Below are 16,178 nucleotides of genomic sequence, written 5' to 3'. Positions count from 1 at the left end.
ATGCCCGGTCCCGAATCGCTACTGCCGAGCGACCCCTCATCGTTCGGTGACTACAGCGTGACCGGACGACTCGGAAAGGGCGGCCAGGGCGTCGTCTACCTCGTCGAGGACACCGACGGGGAGGAGTACGCGGTCAAGGTCCTCAACGACCAGTGGTCGCAGGACTCCGACCTGCGCAAGCGGTTCGAGAAGGAGGTGCGGGCCGCCCAGCGGGTCGCGTCCTTCTGTACCGCGGCGATCATCGACGCCCAACTCGATCACGATCCGCCCTACGTGGTGAGCGAGTTCGTGCCGGGCAAGGACCTCCAGGAGACCGTGGCCAAGGGGCGCGCGGTCCGGGGGGCCGCGCTCCAGCGACTGGCGGTGTCCACCGCGACCGCGCTCGTGGCCATCCACAAGGCGGGCATCGTCCACCGCGACTTCAAGCCCGGCAACGTGCTGCTGGGCCCGGACGGGCCGCGGGTGATCGACTTCGGCATCGCCCGGGTCGACGACGGCACCGCCACCATGACCAACTCGATCGTCGGTACGCCCTCCTACATGGCGCCCGAACAGATCGAGGGGCGCGGGATCACCGACAAGTGCGACATCTTCGCGTGGGGATGCGTGATCGCGTTCTCCTCCACCGGACGGGCGCCCTTCGGTTCCGACACGGTGCCCGCCGTGGTGCACCGGGTGGTCAGCGCGCCCCCGGACCTGGACGGCATCGACGACATGCTGCGCCCCATCGTCGAGTCGTGCCTGGACAAGAACCCCGACAACCGCCCCAACGCCCAGCAGCTCCTCATGCGGCTGCTCGGGCACGAGGCCGACGAACCCGACACCGCCGACGCGTTCGAGCGGGGTGAGCGGGTCGCCCAGACCGGTCTGCTCAACGGGGCGCAGTTGCCGCCGGTCCAGCCGCAGACGGGCCCTCAACCCCAGACCGGGCCACGCCCCGGGATGGCCTACCCGCCGGGGGTCTCCGACCCGCGAACCGGTCAGAACCCCGGGTTCGCCAACCCCACCCCGGGCATGGGCAACCCCGGTATTTCCAACCCGCGGCCGGGGATGCCGGGGCACCCCATGAGCTCGGACCCCAGGCACGGCGGCTACGCCATGCAGCCGGGCACGTCCGACCCGCGTCCCGGCATGCTCGGGCAGCCGCCGCTGCCACAGCAGCCCAGGCTCCCGCAGGCGGCGCAGCACGGCGCGAACCCCATGATGACCGGCGGGCTGCACCCCAACCAGACCTACGGGGGCGGTTACCAGCAGCAACGGAAGGACTCGGTGCTGCAGCAGGGCTGGGTCATCCCGCTCGTGCTCATCACCATCGTCATCCTGCTCCTGCTGGTGCTCATCCTCGCGATCAGCGGCTGACCGAGCGGGCCCCGGGCGCGGTCAGGCCCGGGTGAGCTCGTTCATCGAACGCGAGACCGCCTCGTCCACCAGGTCGCGTACCCGGGGCCACCGGTCGTCGACGCAGTCGCTGGGCATCACCGTGACGCTGTCGCTGCCCGACATCTCCAGGACGTCCTGGACCCCCTCCGGTGTGGTCAGGCGCGCGTTCGCGGTCACCGCCAGCACGCCCGAGGGTGGTCTGCCCACGTCCTGCACCACCACGTACAGCGAGAGGCACGCCGCACCTACCTCCAGGTCCAGGCGGGCCCACCAGTGCGTGGCTCCGGGGGTGAGCAGCACGCGCGCGGCCACCCCGGTCCCGGCGCCTGAAGTACCGTCCCCAGAGGTCACGGTGGCGCGTGCCGTCGGGTCGAGCGCTCGCAGGATGAGCTCGACCGTGGCGCCGCGGGAGCGCACGTAGTCCAGGACCCTTCTTCGGGTGACCGCGCTCAGCGGTGGCACGGGAGCGTCGAGCACGGGACCCGTCCTCGGACCCCATCCGATCTCCGCGCGCAACGCCTCGGTGACCAGCCGGGCGAAGTGGGTGACCAGCTCCGCGAAGTGTTCGCCCTCCCGCGGACCGACCCGGGCCCGGGGTGCGGGGGTGCGCGGATCCGGCAGCAACGGCGGGTGGTCGGCGCGCTGGAGCACCCTGGACGCCAGCACCCACGGCAGGATCCGAGCGGGTGCTCCTTCGGAGGCTTCGGTGGAGGGTCCGTTCAGCTCGTCCAGCGTCCGCGCGCACTCCGCGTATACGTGGGCGGCGCGTACGACCGGATGCGCGGGCACGGTCGCCGCCTCGGCCAGGGCACGGGTGTGTTCGGCGGACAGTGGGGCCTGCGGCGGGCCCGAGACGGCGGACAGTTCGGCCACCCGCCCGGCGAGGCCGGCGATGTGGTCGGCGGTCATCGGGGGGTGGGGCTCGACCGGGTCGACGAGCAACAGGTCCGCGAGCGCCGGTCCGCCGCCCCACCCCTGGACGCGGTCGTGGGTGAGGGAACGTCGAGCCGCGGCCCGGGCCTCCAGGGTCTGGCACTGGCGGTGCCGGGCCCAGAACGCCCGAAGGCGGTCGACGTCCGTGAGTTCTGTGCGCACGCGATCCGGGAGGGAGTCCCGGACAGGGGCGCCGAGTTGGCTGTCCACGTGTGTTCACGTAGCCCGGGGGCGGTTTGCCAAAACATGCCGAACGGTTGGTCTGGGTGTCCGGAGGCGGCCGTGAATCCGGGTCAACCAGAGAGTTTCAAGAGCGTCCTGGGGCCGCTGGTGACCGGGTTCCGTCCTGTGGTGCGGGAGGTCGCCGTTCGGGCGCCCGAACCGAGGTGGGGCCGCCGTACCTCAAAGGGTGGGACGGAGCAGGCGCATCGCCTTCTCCTTCTCGAAGTCCATGGCCCGCGCGGGCGCCGGGGTCAGTCGACCCAGGCGTTCGCCGTGAGAGCGCACCCGGGCCAGGACCTCGGGTTCGGCCAGGACCCGCAGGGCGAAGGAGAGCGCGGCCGGAGGGATGTCGAACTCGCGCTCCAGCTCCAGCCCACCGCGGATGGTCCGCAGGTCCTCCTCCGTGAACCGGCGGTGCCGGTGGCCGCGCCCGATCGGCGGGTCCTGGGTGCGGGGGAGCAGCCCGAGGCCCTCTCGGTAGCGGAGCATGCGGGCCGTGCTGCCGACGCGTTCGGCGGCCGCCGAGATCGGCACCGGGGCGGGATCGGTGGAATCGCCGGGTTCGATGGAAGGAGTGTCGCGGGCGGCCATGTACGCGACCCTAACCCACCCCCACCTGTGCGCGGGGGGAATCTAACGCTCCGTCGTCAACTTTGTGACCCGGGTGGGGATGCGCCCCTAGAATCGGGGTCGCCACCACGACTTGACGAGTGAGGAACCCATGGCATTCGACTTCAAGGTCGCCGATCTTTCCCTGGCCGAGTTCGGCCGCGACGAGATCCGCCTCGCCGAGCACGAGATGCCCGGACTCATGGCCACCCGAGCCGAGTACGGGGAGAGCAAGCCCCTCCGAGGCGCCCGCATCATGGGCTCCCTGCACATGACCGTGCAGACCGCGGTCCTCATCGAGACCCTCGTCGCCCTGGGCGCCGAGGTCCGCTGGGTCAGCTGCAACATCTTCTCCACCCAGGACCACGCGGCCGCCGCGATCGTCGTCGGCCCCGACGGCACCGTCGACGACCCCAAGGGTGTCCCGGTCTTCGCCTGGAAGGGCGAGACCCTGGAGGAGTACTGGTGGTGCACCGAGCAGGCGCTCACCTGGCCGGGCGAGGGCCCCAACATGATCCTGGACGACGGCGGCGACGCCACCATGCTCGTCCACAAGGGCGCCGAGTTCGAGAAGGCCGGCGTCGTGCCGGACCCCTCCACCGCCGACAGCGAGGAGTTCGCGGTCGTCCTCAAGCTTCTGGGCGAGAGCCTGAAGAAGGACACCGGCAAGTGGACCAAGCTCGCCGAGGAGATCCAGGGCGTCACCGAGGAGACCACCACCGGTGTGCTCCGCCTGTACGAGATGCAGCGTGAGGGCACGCTCTCCTTCCCGGCGATCAACGTCAACGACTCCGTCACCAAGAGCAAGTTCGACAACAAGTACGGCATCCGCCACTCGCTGCCGGACGGCATCATGCGTGCCACCGACGTCCTCATCGGCGGCAAGGTCGCCGTGATCTGCGGTTACGGCGACGTGGGCAAGGGTTCCGCGGACGCGCTGCGTGGCCAGGGCGCCCGCGTCATCGTCACCGAGATCGACCCGATCAACGCCCTCCAGGCCGCCATGGACGGCTTCCAGGTCGCCACCCTGGAGGACGTGCTGGACACCGGTGACATCTTCGTCACCACCACCGGCAACTTCAACGTGATCATGGCCGACCAGATCGCGCGCATGAAGCACCAGGCGATCGTCGGCAACGTCGGCCACTTCGACAACGAGATCGACATGGCCGGCCTGGCGAAGATCCCTGGCATCAAGAAGAAGGAGATCAAGCCGCAGGTCCACGAGTGGACCTTCGAGGACGGCAAGTCCGTCCTGGTGCTCTCCGAGGGCCGCCTGCTCAACCTGGGCAACGCCACCGGTCACCCCAGCTTCGTGATGTCCAACAGCTTCACCAACCAGGTCATCGCGCAGATCGAGCTGTTCACCAAGACCGACGAGTACCCGACCGGTGTGTACACGCTGCCGAAGATCCTCGACGAGAAGGTCGCGCGTCTGCACCTGGACGCGCTCGGCGTCAGGCTGACCGAGCTCACCAAGGAGCAGGCCTCCTACATCGGCGTGGACGTGGCCGGGCCGTACAAGCCGGACCACTACCGCTACTGATGGACCTCCGGCGATGACAACGCCCTCACACGAGGTAGCGGACCTCGGCCTCTCGGAGGCCGGGGTCCGTCGCGTGGCCTGGGCCGAACGCTCCATGCCCGTGCTGCGCAGCGTCCGTGAACGGTTCGCCGCCGAACGTCCCCTGGAAGGGCTGCGGGTGGCGGCGTGCCTGCACGTCACGGCGGAGACCGCCAACCTGCTGCGCGCCCTGCGGGCGGGCGGTGCCCAGGTGTGGCTGGCCGCGTCCAACCCGCTGTCCACCCAGGACGACACCGCCGCCGCGCTGGTGGCGGAGTACGGGGTGGGCGTGCACGCCTGGGCCGGTATGGACACCGTCGCCTACGACCGCAACCTGGTCACCGTCCTGGAGTCCCGTCCGCACCTGCTGCTGGACGACGGCTGCGACCTGGTGAACACGGTCCACGCCCACCGCCCCGACCTGCTCGAAGGCGTGCTGGGCGGCTGTGAACAGACCACCACCGGCGTGATCCGGCTGCGCCGGATGAGCGCCGCCGGAGAGCTTCGGGTTCCCATGGTGGCGGTCAACGACACCCGCACCAAGCGGATGTTCGACAACCGCTACGGCACCGGGCAATCCACCGTCGACGGCATCCTGCGGGCCACCAACACCCTGCTGGCCGGGCGGACCGTGGTCGTGGCCGGCTACGGCTACTGCGGCCGGGGACTGGCCGAACGCTTCCGTGGCATGGGCTCGAACGTGGTCGTCACCGAGGTCGACCCGGTCAAGGCCCTGGACGCCGTCATGCAGGGGTACACGGTCGCCACCATGGGCGAGGCCGCGCCGGTCGGGGACGTGTTCGTCACCGCCACCGGCAATCGCGAGGTGATCCGGGGAGAACACCTGGAGCGGATGCGGGACGGCGCGATCCTGGCCAACTCGGGCCACTTCGATCTGGAGATCGACCTACCGGCCCTGGAGTCGCTGGCGGTACGGGTGAACCACGGAGTGCGCGAACAGGCCGACGAGTACGTGTTCGAGGATGGTCGGAGCGTCCTGCTGCTGTCGGAGGGGCGGTTGGTCAACCTCGGCGCAGCCGAGGGCCACCCGGCCGCGGTCATGGACATGTCCTTCGCCGTGCAGGCGTTGACCACGGCGTGGCTGGCCGGCGCGCACGAGGACCTGGCCCCGGACGTGGTCGAGGTACCGGCCGAGATCGACAACGAGGTCGCGCGACTCGAACTGGCGGCCCTGGGCGTGGGGATCGACACCCTCACATCCGAACAGGAGGCCTACCTCAGCTCCTGGCGTCCCTGACTCACCGGGGTGGTCCGGGGTCGTGGGGCGGAGGTGTCCGATCGCTGCCACCGGGCCACTGCCACGGCGCCGGGGCCTGCGGGTACGGCCCCGGTTGCCGTGGGCCCGCGGGGTAGGGACCCGGCTGCTGCCATTCGGCCGCGTTCGGGTCCGTGCCGGTCATCTTGTGCAGGGTGCGGCGGCGCCGTTCGGCCAGCACCGCGGCGAGGAACACCGGGGGAGTGGTCCCCGGCGGCGGGGGCGGGCTGACCTGGGCGGCGACCGTGTCGGCCAACTGCGCGCCCATCTCGTGCCGGGTGTGCTCGGCCAGCTCGCCGTAGCGCAGCACGTATTGGCGGGCGGAGTCCGCGGTCTCGGGGGACAACCGGGAGAGTTCGGCCTGGGCGGCCCATCCGGCCAGCTGCGGCGGCATCGGGATCTCCTGCTGCCTGCGGGAGACGGAGCGTTCCTCCACCACCATGGTCCCGGCCACGAAGTCACCGACGCGGCGGCCCTCCCGGTTGATCATCGAGGTGATCAGCGCGATCACGCCCGAGGTCATCCAGAACTCCACGACCCCGCTCAGCGCGCGGGCCAGCGCCTGACGGAACCGCTCCGGCGAACCGTCGGTGCCGACCACCCGCAGACCCAGCGCCATCTTGCCCAGGGAACGTCCGCGCGAGAGCGTTTCGAACGCGGTCGGGTAACCGACCAGGATGAGGATGCTCAGCCCCAGGTAGATCGCGGCGGTCGCCGCCGGGTTCACGGAGACGCCGATCCACATCACCACCACGGCCAGCGCGAGCAGGGCGACGGCCTGCAGGATGACGTCGATGGCCAAGGCGGCGGTACGGGTCGCGAACCCCGCGGGGCGCAATTCCAGCACCACCGCGTCCCCCGTGACCAACGGCGTCACGCCGTAGACGTCGCCGCGGGTATCGCCGCCGGGGTAGGACACCTGTACACGCTCCCTCTCCGGGTGTTCTGGAACCGTTCCACCGACACTACCCGGGCCGAGCGCGCACCGGTCGCGGGGGAGCACGGTGGCCGGGTCAAGATCCAGTAGTGTCCAATGCGTGGATATCGACGTGTTCTCCGCGGTGCACACGCAGGAATGGGACCGGCTGGACGAACTGGTGCGCAGACGCCGTTCGCTCACGGGTGAGGAGATCGACGAACTCGTCGAGCTCTACCAGAGGGTTTCCACACACCTGTCGGTGGTGCGTACCTCCGGACAGGACCCGGCGCTCTCGGGACGGTTGTCGTCCCTGGTGGCCCGGGCACGGTCGGCCGTGACGGGCGCGCATTCCTCCGGTTGGGCCGACGTCGGCGCGTTCTTCACCCGCGGGTTCCCGGCCACGCTGTACCGCCTGCGCTGGTGGTGGATCGGGACCACCCTGGGAACCCTGTTGGTCGCGACCGTCACGGGGTGGTGGGTGGCGGGCGATCCGGACGTGCTGGCGGCGCTGGGCACCCCTGAATCCATCGCCCGCTACGTCGAGTACGAGTTCGCGAACTACTACACGGAGAACCCGGCGGGTTCGTTCGCGGCGCAGGTGTGGACCAACAACGCCTGGGTGGCGGCGCAGGCGATCATCTTCGGGGTGGCCTTCGGGCTGCCGACCCTCTGGGTGCTGTTGACGAACGCGATCAACGTGGGCATGGCCGGTGGCATGATGTTCGCCCACGGCCGCGGTGACGTCTTCTTCGCGCTGATCCTCCCGCACGGCCTGCTGGAGCTCACGGCGGTGTTCGTCGCCGGAGGTGTGGGCCTCAAGATCGGGTGGTCGCTGATCTCCCCGGGCGAGCGCACCCGATTGCGCGCCCTGGGCGAGGAGGCCCGTGCCGCCATCGGTGTGGCCCTGGGACTGGCGGTGGTGCTGTTCATCTCGGGCCTCATCGAGGGCCTGGTGACCGGTTGGATCACCAACACCTGGGTCGCCATCGGCATCGGTGTGGTGGCCGAGGCGCTGTTCTTCCTGTACGTGTTCACCGTCGGCAAGCGCGCCCATGAGGAGGGGGAGACCGGCGACATCGAGGACGCCCCCGCAGCCGTCCCCGTCGCCGGCTAGGCGAGATCTCCTCTGACAGAATCGAAGTCATGAGTGCATCCCCTCGTTGGTTCAAGAGCAGCTACAGCGCGGCTGTGAGCTGCTGCCTCGAAGTCGCGAGGTCGGAGGCGGTGATCCTGGTGCGCGACTCCCGACGACCCGAGGATGAGCGGCTGGTCTTCGACGGGGCGGAATGGCGGGCCTTCGTCAGTTCGCCTCCTCGTTGACCCTTTCCAGCCACTCGCGGGAGTCCTCGGAGTCCGGGTGGCCATGGCCCAGGGTCCGCTCGCGCACGTCCACACAGCGTCGTAGGTGCTCACCGGCCCTGTCGCAGTCTCCGGCCATGAACGCCGCTCGCCCCAGGTAGTAGTCGGACATCGCGACCAAGGGGTGTTCGACGTCCAGCGTCCGTAGACGGATCTCTCGCACGGCGAGGAACTCGTCCTCGGCGCGACGTACGTCCCCCAGGTGCATGAGGGCGAAGGCGACGTTCTCGCGTGCGAGGAGCACCCGGCCGTCGTCCGGTCCGTAACGGCGTGTCCTGGACTCGATCAAGGGGCGGAACCCCGTGACGGCCGCTTGCCAGTCACCACGGCGCAGGGGCATGAGGGCGACCATGAAACGCGCGCTGAACGTGGCGTCGTGCTCCTCGCCGTGCACCGCGAGGTTGGTTTCGAGGAGGTCGTGGTAGGCCCTCTCGGCCTTCGTCAGCTCTCCCTGTTGTAGCCAGGACTCGGCTATGCCGTGCCGCATCCTGAGAGTCTCGGGGTGACTCTCTCCGAGCTGAGACTCCAGGTCCCGTACGAACCGACGCCCCATCGACTCGGCTCCCTCGCTCAGGCCGGCCAGGTTGAGGAGGCGAACGATCTCCACCGCCTGGGAGACGAGTTCCGGCGACTCTCGGAAATCCGGATCGTCGCCCGGAAGCGGGTCTCCCCACCGGGCCCGTCGCCGCAGGATGTGGAAATGGGCGATCGACTCCTGGAACGGGTCACGTCCGTTCTGCCGGAACAGGAGTGAGGTGACCTCGTCGATGAGCGGTGCGTCCGACGAGGTGAGACCCGCCGACACGGTCTCCGCCACGAGGGGGTGCAGGTGTACCGCCGGCTCACCCCTGTCAAGGCTCGACCGGACCAGTCCTTGGACGATCAAGGCGTTGATCGAACGGGCCAGGGTCGCCTCGTCCAAGGGGGACGCGGGATCGTCGAGGAGACCGCCCCGAAGCGCGGAGATCGGAAGCCTGCGCACGGACACGTGCATGCCTTCGGGTCCTAGGAGAGCCAGGAACTCGAGTAGCCGTTCGGCCTGAGGGAAACGCTCGCCGACCAGTCGCAAGGACAGGCTCCAGACCCCCGAGAGCAGCTCGCGCTCGCTGCTCGTTCCGGCGATCAACGGGGAGGCGAGTCTGTCCAGGCCGGTGACATCGTCCTTCAACCGTTCCAGCAGCGACCAGGCGTCGGGGAACAGCAACCCATGGGTGGCGAGGATGCGTCCGGCCAGTGCCAGGGCGATCGGCACGCCACCGAGGCGTTCGGCGAGGGCCTCGGCCCCGGGTATGTCTTCGGCCCCGGCGTGGTCGCTCAACGCCGACCTCGCGGCCTGGTGGGTCAGAATCTCCACTCGGTGCACCTTCGCCGGAGCCCAGAGCGCGGGGTCGTTCACGCGGCTGGTGACCAGGACGAATCCTCCGGGGCTGGAGCGCATCCAACCCCGCTGTTCGCCCGGGCGGTTCTCCGGGTCCAGCAGCTCGGGGCGGTCGGCGTTGTCGATTACCAGCAGCCAGGGATGGGGAGCGGCGTCGAGGTGTCGCCAGACCCAGCGGGCAGCCGATCGAGGGGCGCCCTTCACCTGCTCGGCCTCGGTGCGCGAGGCGCCCAGTTCCACGGCGATCTCCAGCATGCTCGGCAGGATCGCGTCCGGCCGCACCCAGAACACGGTCCACCCCTCGGTGCGGGCGTGCTCGGCGAGGGCCGCCGCCACGGTGGTCTTGCCGAACCCGCCGGGCCCGGTGAGCACATGTGGCTCGGGCGCCCCGGGCGCCATCGCGTCCCGGAGGGCCTCCAAAAGCCCGTCACGCCCTCGTACGGCGGTGGCGAGACGCGGAGGGTCCAGCGACACGTCCGCGACGGTGGCGGGCGCCTGAGGGGAGTACACGTTGACGTCGCCGTGGATGTCACGGGACTGGATCAGTTGCCCGTGGACGGCGCCGTGGGCGGAGTTGTGGGCGTCAGGGGGTGAGGCCATGTCCCCATAGTGCACGAAGGAGACGCCCCCGTACGGGAGCGCCTCCTTTCGAGTCCGGGTGCTACAACCGGCCTTGGGCCTTGAGGTTGATGTAGGCGTCGGCCAGGGCCGGGGCGATGCGCTCGGGGTCGGCGTCGACCACCTCGGCGCCCATCCGGCGCAGTTCCGCGCTGATCCGGTGTCGCTCGCTCATGGTGCGTTCGGCGGAGGCCGCCCGGTACAGCGCGGCGGCGCTACCCCGTTCGGTCGCCATCTCCTCCACCTTCGGGTCCTTGATCCCCGCCACCAACAACAGGTGGTGCGAGGACAACAGCGGCAGACGCGGCAACAGACCCTCTTCGAGGGCGGTCGCGTTGAGGTCGGTCAACAACACCACCAACCGGCGACTGCGGCCCTGGGAGAGCACCGTGCTGACCAACCCCGCGGGGTCCGACTCCACCAGCTCGGCCTCCAACGGCGCCATGGCCTCCACGACCCGATGCACCTGGCTGCCCTTGCCCGAGGCCCTCACCTGGGCGCGGACGACCCGGTCATAGGCCATGAAGTCCACCCGGTCGCCCGCCTTGCCGGCCAGCGCGGTGAGCAGCAGGGCCGCGTCCATGGCGTGGTCCAGCCGAGGGGTGTCGCCCACGCGTCCGGCGGAGGTGCGTCCGGTGTCCAACACGATGAGGATGCGCCGGTCGCGTTCGGGACGCCAGGTCCGCACCACCACACCGTCGTTGCGGGCCGTGGCACGCCAGTCGATGGACCGGACGTCGTCCCCGGGTACATAGTCGCGCAGTGAGTCGAACTCGCTGCCCTGACCACGCACCATCGCGGTGTGCTGTCCCTCCAACTCGCGCAGCCGGGACAGCTTGCCCGGCAGGTGCCTGCGGCTGTGGAACGGCGGCAGCGTCCGCACGGTCCACGGAGCCTGGAGGGTGGCCTGACGCCCGGCGAGCCCCAACGGGCCGACGCTGCGAACCGTGACCCCGGCGGACCGGGCGTCGCCGCGCCGGGTCGGGGTGAGGGTGGTCGTGACCCGCCGTCGTTCACCCGCCGCCACCCGAAGAGGCCGTGCCTTGGGCGTGCTGTGCGAGCTGGGCGGCCAGGCGTCGCGCACCGAACCGCGCAGCCGGCGCTTGGTCGGGTTGCCCACCAGGACCGAGACCGAAGCGGAGTCGCCCAGCCGCAACGAGGTGTCGCCTTCCCGGGACAGCCGCATCCGGCGAGGGGAGGTCGCCAACCCAACGTCCAGCACGATGAGCAGCACCACCAGGCCCACGGCGATGTAGGTGACGGGCTCACCGATCTGACCGGAGATCGCCACCGCGCACGTCGCGAGGAGCGCCAAGAGCACGGCCCGGCCGGTGACCACCATCAGCGCGGCACCGGGACGGAGGCGAGCACGCCGTCCAGGATCCCATCCGTGGTGGCGCCCTCCAGTTCGGCCTCCGGGCGCAGTCCGATCCGGTGCCGCAGGGTGCCCTTGGCCAGGGCCTTGACGTCGTCCGGGGTCACGTAGTCACGCCCCGACAGCCAGGCCCAGGCCCGGCTGGTGCGCAGCAGCGCCGTGGCGCCACGAGGGGAGGCGCCCAACCGCAGGGACGGCGAGTAGCGGGTGGCCCGGCACAGGTCCACGATGTAACCGAGGACCTCGGGGGCCACCCGTACCTGCGCGACGGCCTCGCGGGCCGCCCGCAGTTCGGCCGCCCCCGCGACCGCGGTCACGCCGGCGGCGGCCAGGTCGCCCGGGTCGAACCCGGCGGCGTGCCTGCCGAGCATGTCGATCTCCGAGTGGCGTTCGGGCAGCGGGATCGTCACCTTGAGCAGGAACCGGTCCAGCTGGGCCTCGGGCAGCGGGTAGGTGCCCTCGTACTCCACGGGGTTCTGGGTGGCCGCCACCATGAACGGGTCCGGTAGCGCCACCGGGGCGCCCTCCACCGTGACCTGACGTTCCTCCATGGCCTCCAGCAGGGAGGCCTGGGTCTTGGGCGGCGTCCGGTTGATCTCGTCGGCCAGCAGCAGGTTGGTGAAGACCGGGCCCTTCATGAACTCGAACTTCGCCGTGTGCTGGTCGTAGACGAGTGACCCGGTCACGTCGCCGGGCATCAGGTCGGGGGTGAACTGGACCCGCTTGTTGTCCAGGGACAGTGCGGCGGAGACCGTGCGCACGAGCAGTGTCTTGGCGACACCGGGCACACCCTCCAACAGGACATGGCCCCGGCACAGCAGTGCCACGACCAGGCCGGTCACCGTCTCGTCCTGGCCCACGACGGCCTTGGCCACCTCACGGCGCAGGGCGGTCAGTGCCGCCCGTGCCTCGTCGGCGGAGGGCAGTGCCTCGGGTGTGAACGCGCTCACGTGCCGTCTACCTCTCTCGATCCCTTGTCGGTTCTGGTCTGGGGAGAACCGCGCGACCCTTCGGTCCCGGTCCTTCGGTGCGTCGCCCGGTGCCGCGGGTCATCGCAGCTTCCGGGCGAGCCCGTCCAACGCTTCGCCGAGCCCGAGCATGGCGGCGTCATCGGCCACGTACGGGTCGTTCGGCCCCGGGTACAGCAGTTGTTCCAAGTGACGCGGGTCGTCCCCGGTTCGCGCGGCCAGCGTCGCCACCACGGTCTGCGAGCCGGAGTCGGCGTTCAGTCCCAGCTTGGGCACCGAACGTTCCAGGAAACCGTTGCGCAGCGCGGCCGCCACCCGGTCCCGCGCGTTGCGCGACCGGTACAGCCCGGCCCTCCCCTCGGTGGTCTCCGAGGCGCGCACCACGACGGGCAGCGACTCTTGGACCAGGGCGCCCATCCGCCGGCCCCGCCAGAGGGCGAGCAGCAGCAGCGTCAGGGCGAGGGGCACCGTGGACCACAGCAGTCCGCCCGGGAGAAGGTCGACGATGTCGGAGCCGCCGACCTCCTCGGGGGCGTCCGGGCGCAGCCACACGACGTTCTCCGCCGACGCCAGGTTCAGGGCCAGGGCGGCGTTGCCGTCGGCGTCCAGGTCGCGGTTGGACAGGAAGGCACCGGTGCCGACCACGGTGGTGGTGCCTCCGTGCGGAGAATCCACCCTCATCAGCGCGGACCCGTCGTCGGACGGGTAGCAGGCCTGGGCGACCACGTCCTCGTTCGCGGAGTACAGCTCACCGCCGACCTCGGCGGACCCCGCGGAATCGGCGGCGGGCAGCGCGCATTCCGGTTCGAGGGACTCCTCGTCGTCGGCCCGCCCGGTCACGTCGGTTCCCGGCGCGAACGCCCCCAGGGAACGCAGCGAGGGCCGCACGAGCACGGTGTCCGTGCCCAGCTCGGAGAGTGTGTCCAGCTCCTCGGGCAGCAACCGATGGTCGAGGAAGACCAGCAGCACGGTGTCCTCACCCGCGCGTTCCACGGCCCGCGCCGCGGACGTGGAGTCACGCGCCACGGTGACGTCGGACTCCTCGCCCAGGAGCCGGGCGAGGGCCCGCGCCCCATCGGGTTCGGGGCTGCCCGGCTCAAGGTGGCCGGAGGGGAACTGTTCGCCGCCCAGGGACAGCAGGACCCCCACCAGGAGCAGGGCGGAGACCAGGGCCGCCGGGACACGGACCGAGCGCCACAGTCGTCGGGCTCCGGAGTCGTTCCCGGGACGGGGCCGTTCTCGGGTCGCGGACTCGGGGGAGGCCGGAGCGGTCGCCGTCATCGTGTCCCCTCCACGGTCTCGCCCTCGGCGAGCACCGGACGGGCGGCGCTGAGCCGAACGTCCAGTTCGCGCAGGATGCGGGCGGAGTCCGCGGTGGCGACCCGGTCGCCGTAGACCACGTCGTTGAAGATGCGGGCGCCCTCGCGCAGCTCCTCGGCCTCTCCCGGCAGTACGTCGGAGGCCTCGGCCGCGAGTTCGGTGGCGGTGCGCCCGGCCCGGGGAGCGATGATGGTCCGGTCCTCCAGGTCCACGCTGATGGCGCGCAGTCGTTCCATGACCGCCTGGGCGAACTCGCCGGCGGTCTCGTGTCGTTCGGCCGCGGCGCGGTGGTCGGCCGCCGAGCGGACGGCTCCCTCGTGGACGAGGGCGTCGATACGGAGGTTGCGCCTCGGTCGCAGGTACACGACCAGCACGATCACGGCGATCGCCACGATGAGCAGGATCAGGGCGGCCCAGACCCAACCGGGCAGGTACCCCTCACCGGCGGCGATCAGGGCGTCGAACCACTCTCCCAGCCAGGCCAGGAAGCGATCGATGATCGAGGGTTCGTGCTCACCGTAGAGCGGGTCGGAGAGTTCCTCGATGGCGCGGCGTCGCCCCTCGTCCCGGCTCACCTCCAGGGGCGCGAACGTCGCCGGCCTCACGCGCGCGGCTCCGGCAGGTAGATCTCCGGGCCGCTCGACCCGCCCCGCTGGGCGACCTGGTGCAGCTTCAGGTCGAGCCCCTCACGGCGCATCCGCAGATCGACGTAGAGCAGGGTGTTCACCCCGGCCACGAACGGTTGGGTGACCGCGTAGATCAGCACGGTGAGCAGGTAGGTGATCGCTCCGGCGAGGATCGTGAGCCAGGCGGCCTCGGGAGCGGCCACGCTGATGACACCGGTGATCAGAGCCACCGGGCCGCTCAGGACCATCTGCACCAGCATGACGATGAGCCCGGTAAGGATCCAGTAGCCCAGGGTGCGCCACCAACCGCCCCGCGAGAGGCGCCAGGAACGCGCGATGGCCTGGAAGGGACCGATCCGCTCCAGCACGACTATCGGCATGGCGAAGTACAGCCGGATCCAGATCCACATCGCGGGCGCGATCACCGCGACCGCCGCGAGCAGGCCGACCAGCAGTCCGACGGCCACTCCGGCCCCACCACCGGAGGAGTAGCCGACCATGACGCCGACGAGGATCGCGACGAACATCGCGAGGAAGAACACCACGCCGATGACGAACCCGAGGAGCAGCTTCAACAGGGAGAGGCCGATGATGGCGCCGATTCGGCCGCGGGCGGCCTCCCACGCCTGCTTCGGGGTGAGCTTGTGACCGAGGACCGCCATGCCCGCGACCGCCGCCAGGAGGCCGAGCAGGATCGCCGCGCCCAGGTAGACGATCAGCTCGCCGAGGTACATGAGGCCCATGACCAGCGGAGAGGACGGGAAGAGCGGCGCGTTCGGGTCGACGGCCATCGGATCGGCCATGACCTCGTCCAGGAACGTGGTGTAGTCGTTCAGGAAGAGCGTCGAGGCGATCGAGCTGAGGATGGTCGCCAACGCCATGACGACGAGGGCCGACCCCATGGTGGTCTTCGGGTTGTTGCGGACGTAGCTGAACGCCCCGTTGAAGATGTCACCGAGGCTCATGGGCCGCAGCGCCACCACACCTGGCTTGGGGGCGTTGGGTCGCCCGGGGCCGTATCCGTGGCCGCCCTGGGGGCCGTTGCCGGGCGGGTATCCGGGGGGAACGCCGTAACCCGGGACACCGGGCGGGACGCTCCCGGGCGGTGGCCCGTAGGAAGGCTGTTGTCCGTAGTGCTGTCCGTAGGGGGGATGCCCGCCGTGGCCGGGCTGTGCGGGCGGGACGTACCCGGGCGGTGGCCCGTAGGACGGCTGCCCATAGGCGGGTTGTTCGCCGTGCCCGGGCTGTGCGGGCTGTGCGAGGCCCGGGTCATCGGTCCCCGTGGGAGGAGGCGTCGCCCCCTGCCCCGGAGCGGCCCATCCGGGGGCCGCGGGACCCTGGTCGGGGGAACCCGGGGCCGGCCGCTCGGACCCGCCGGAGCTCCCGGAGTCGGGCGACCGCTGTTCCTCGGTGCCGTCCGGGCTCTCCCCGGACGTGTCCCGGTGGCCGTCCTCCTGGCTCATCCGTTCCGCCCTCCGTGAGGTTCGGTTACTCTGCGCGAGCGTATTCGCGCCAATTCTGATCTGTCGGAAACCAACCTACCGGTCGGTCCCACCGCTCTTCAGTGGCCTCGGAGTGTGTCCCATGCCAACCGACGCACTTCATTCCTTTTGTATGCTTTCTGTTACCAA

General features: G+C 70.5%; 14 protein-coding genes. 5 read left to right on the top strand and 9 right to left on the bottom strand.

All coding sequences use genetic code 11. The annotated features are described in order from the left end of the window. Positions 1-1,359 carry a protein kinase gene (locus tag ABZ717_RS00635; protein ID WP_358503338.1) on the top strand — a complete coding sequence of 453 codons (1,359 nt, stop codon included), beginning with the start codon at positions 1-3 and terminating at the stop codon, positions 1,357-1,359. Between the two features lie 21 nt (positions 1,360-1,380). Here the strand turns inward: ABZ717_RS00635 and ABZ717_RS00630 are convergent, their stop codons facing one another. Beyond that, complete coding sequence (locus ABZ717_RS00630) at positions 1,381-2,523, bottom strand: hypothetical protein (protein WP_358503335.1); 1,143 nt, start codon at positions 2,521-2,523, stop codon at positions 1,381-1,383. Positions 2,524-2,715: 192 nt separating this feature from the next. Then, positions 2,716-3,126: a MerR family transcriptional regulator gene (locus tag ABZ717_RS00625; protein WP_358503332.1), complete on the bottom strand. Its 411-nt coding sequence runs from the start codon at positions 3,124-3,126 to the stop codon at positions 2,716-2,718. A gap of 130 nt (positions 3,127-3,256) precedes the next feature. Here ABZ717_RS00625 and ahcY (ABZ717_RS00620) point away from each other — a divergent pair, with 130 nt between their 5' ends. Then, positions 3,257-4,690, top strand: coding sequence for an adenosylhomocysteinase (ahcY, locus tag ABZ717_RS00620; RefSeq protein WP_358503330.1), 1,434 nt, complete (start codon positions 3,257-3,259; stop codon positions 4,688-4,690). A 13-nt stretch (positions 4,691-4,703) separates the two neighbouring features. After that, a complete protein-coding gene (ahcY, locus tag ABZ717_RS00615; RefSeq protein WP_358503327.1) occupies positions 4,704-5,966 on the top strand; it encodes an adenosylhomocysteinase in 1,263 nt (420 codons plus the stop codon). A 1-nt stretch (position 5,967) separates the two neighbouring features. Here ahcY (ABZ717_RS00615) and ABZ717_RS00610 read toward each other — a convergent pair whose 3' ends face one another. Beyond that, on the bottom strand, positions 5,968-6,903 hold the full coding sequence (locus ABZ717_RS00610) for an RDD family protein (protein WP_358503325.1): 936 nt from the start codon (positions 6,901-6,903) through the stop codon (positions 5,968-5,970). Between the two features lie 118 nt (positions 6,904-7,021). Between ABZ717_RS00610 and ABZ717_RS00605 the strand changes: the two genes are divergently transcribed. Further along, a complete protein-coding gene (locus ABZ717_RS00605; protein WP_358503323.1) occupies positions 7,022-8,017 on the top strand; it encodes a stage II sporulation protein M in 996 nt (331 codons plus the stop codon). Between the two features lie 29 nt (positions 8,018-8,046). Continuing rightward, the gene (locus ABZ717_RS00600) at positions 8,047-8,223 is read left to right on the top strand and encodes a DUF397 domain-containing protein (RefSeq protein WP_358503321.1); all 177 of its coding nucleotides are present in this window, start codon (positions 8,047-8,049) and stop codon (positions 8,221-8,223) included. Here ABZ717_RS00600 and ABZ717_RS00595 read toward each other — a convergent pair. The 6 genes from ABZ717_RS00595 to ABZ717_RS00570 all read right to left on the bottom strand — a co-directional run bounded on the left by ABZ717_RS00595 (position 8,204) and on the right by ABZ717_RS00570 (position 16,010). Then, complete coding sequence (locus ABZ717_RS00595) at positions 8,204-10,240, bottom strand: tetratricopeptide repeat protein (protein WP_358503319.1); 2,037 nt, start codon at positions 10,238-10,240, stop codon at positions 8,204-8,206. The two genes, ABZ717_RS00600 and ABZ717_RS00595, sit on opposite strands and share 20 nt — an antisense overlap. Positions 10,241-10,301: 61 nt before the next feature. After that, positions 10,302-11,600, bottom strand: coding sequence for a DUF58 domain-containing protein (locus tag ABZ717_RS00590; RefSeq protein WP_358503317.1), 1,299 nt, complete (start codon positions 11,598-11,600; stop codon positions 10,302-10,304). Then, on the bottom strand, positions 11,600-12,583 hold the full coding sequence (locus ABZ717_RS00585; RefSeq protein WP_358503314.1) for a MoxR family ATPase: 984 nt from the start codon (positions 12,581-12,583) through the stop codon (positions 11,600-11,602). Before ABZ717_RS00585 ends, ABZ717_RS00590 begins: the two co-directional genes overlap by 1 nt. 99 nt (positions 12,584-12,682) lie before the next feature. Continuing rightward, the gene (locus ABZ717_RS00580; RefSeq protein ID WP_358503311.1) at positions 12,683-13,882 is read right to left on the bottom strand and encodes a DUF4350 domain-containing protein; all 1,200 of its coding nucleotides are present in this window, start codon (positions 13,880-13,882) and stop codon (positions 12,683-12,685) included. Beyond that, on the bottom strand, positions 13,879-14,526 hold the full coding sequence (locus ABZ717_RS00575; RefSeq protein WP_358503309.1) for a DUF4129 domain-containing protein: 648 nt from the start codon (positions 14,524-14,526) through the stop codon (positions 13,879-13,881). The genes ABZ717_RS00580 and ABZ717_RS00575 overlap by 4 nt, the downstream gene beginning before the upstream one ends. After that, positions 14,523-16,010 (bottom strand): glycerophosphoryl diester phosphodiesterase membrane domain-containing protein, encoded by a 1,488-nt coding sequence (locus tag ABZ717_RS00570; protein WP_358503306.1) that lies wholly within the window; start codon positions 16,008-16,010, stop codon positions 14,523-14,525. Before ABZ717_RS00570 ends, ABZ717_RS00575 begins: the two co-directional genes overlap by 4 nt. Positions 16,011-16,178 lie beyond the last annotated feature (168 nt).

It is taken from the genome of Nocardiopsis sp. NPDC006832 (assembly GCF_040635885.1).
GTDB lineage: Bacteria > Actinomycetota > Actinomycetes > Streptosporangiales > Streptosporangiaceae > Nocardiopsis.
The sequence above is the reverse complement of the archived record's forward strand: the minus strand, read 5'-3'. Positions and strand labels throughout refer to the sequence as shown.

Bases quoted from the DNA above. Each gene is read 5' to 3' on its own strand.
- ABZ717_RS00635 (WP_358503338.1), top strand. From the start codon at position 1: ATGCCCGGTCCCGAATCGCTACTGCCGAGCGACCCCTCATCGTTCGGT.
- ABZ717_RS00625 (WP_358503332.1), bottom strand. From the start codon at position 3,126: ATGGCCGCCCGCGACACTCCTTCCATCGAACCCGGCGATTCCACCGAT.
- ahcY (WP_358503330.1), top strand. From the start codon at position 3,257: ATGGCATTCGACTTCAAGGTCGCCGATCTTTCCCTGGCCGAGTTCGGC.
- ahcY (WP_358503327.1), top strand. From the start codon at position 4,704: ATGACAACGCCCTCACACGAGGTAGCGGACCTCGGCCTCTCGGAGGCC.
- ABZ717_RS00600 (WP_358503321.1), top strand. From the start codon at position 8,047: ATGAGTGCATCCCCTCGTTGGTTCAAGAGCAGCTACAGCGCGGCTGTG.
- ABZ717_RS00595 (WP_358503319.1), bottom strand. From the start codon at position 10,240: ATGGCCTCACCCCCTGACGCCCACAACTCCGCCCACGGCGCCGTCCAC.
- ABZ717_RS00590 (WP_358503317.1), bottom strand. From the start codon at position 11,600: ATGGTGGTCACCGGCCGGGCCGTGCTCTTGGCGCTCCTCGCGACGTGC.
- ABZ717_RS00580 (WP_358503311.1), bottom strand. From the start codon at position 13,882: ATGACGGCGACCGCTCCGGCCTCCCCCGAGTCCGCGACCCGAGAACGG.
- ABZ717_RS00570 (WP_358503306.1), bottom strand. From the start codon at position 16,010: ATGAGCCAGGAGGACGGCCACCGGGACACGTCCGGGGAGAGCCCGGAC.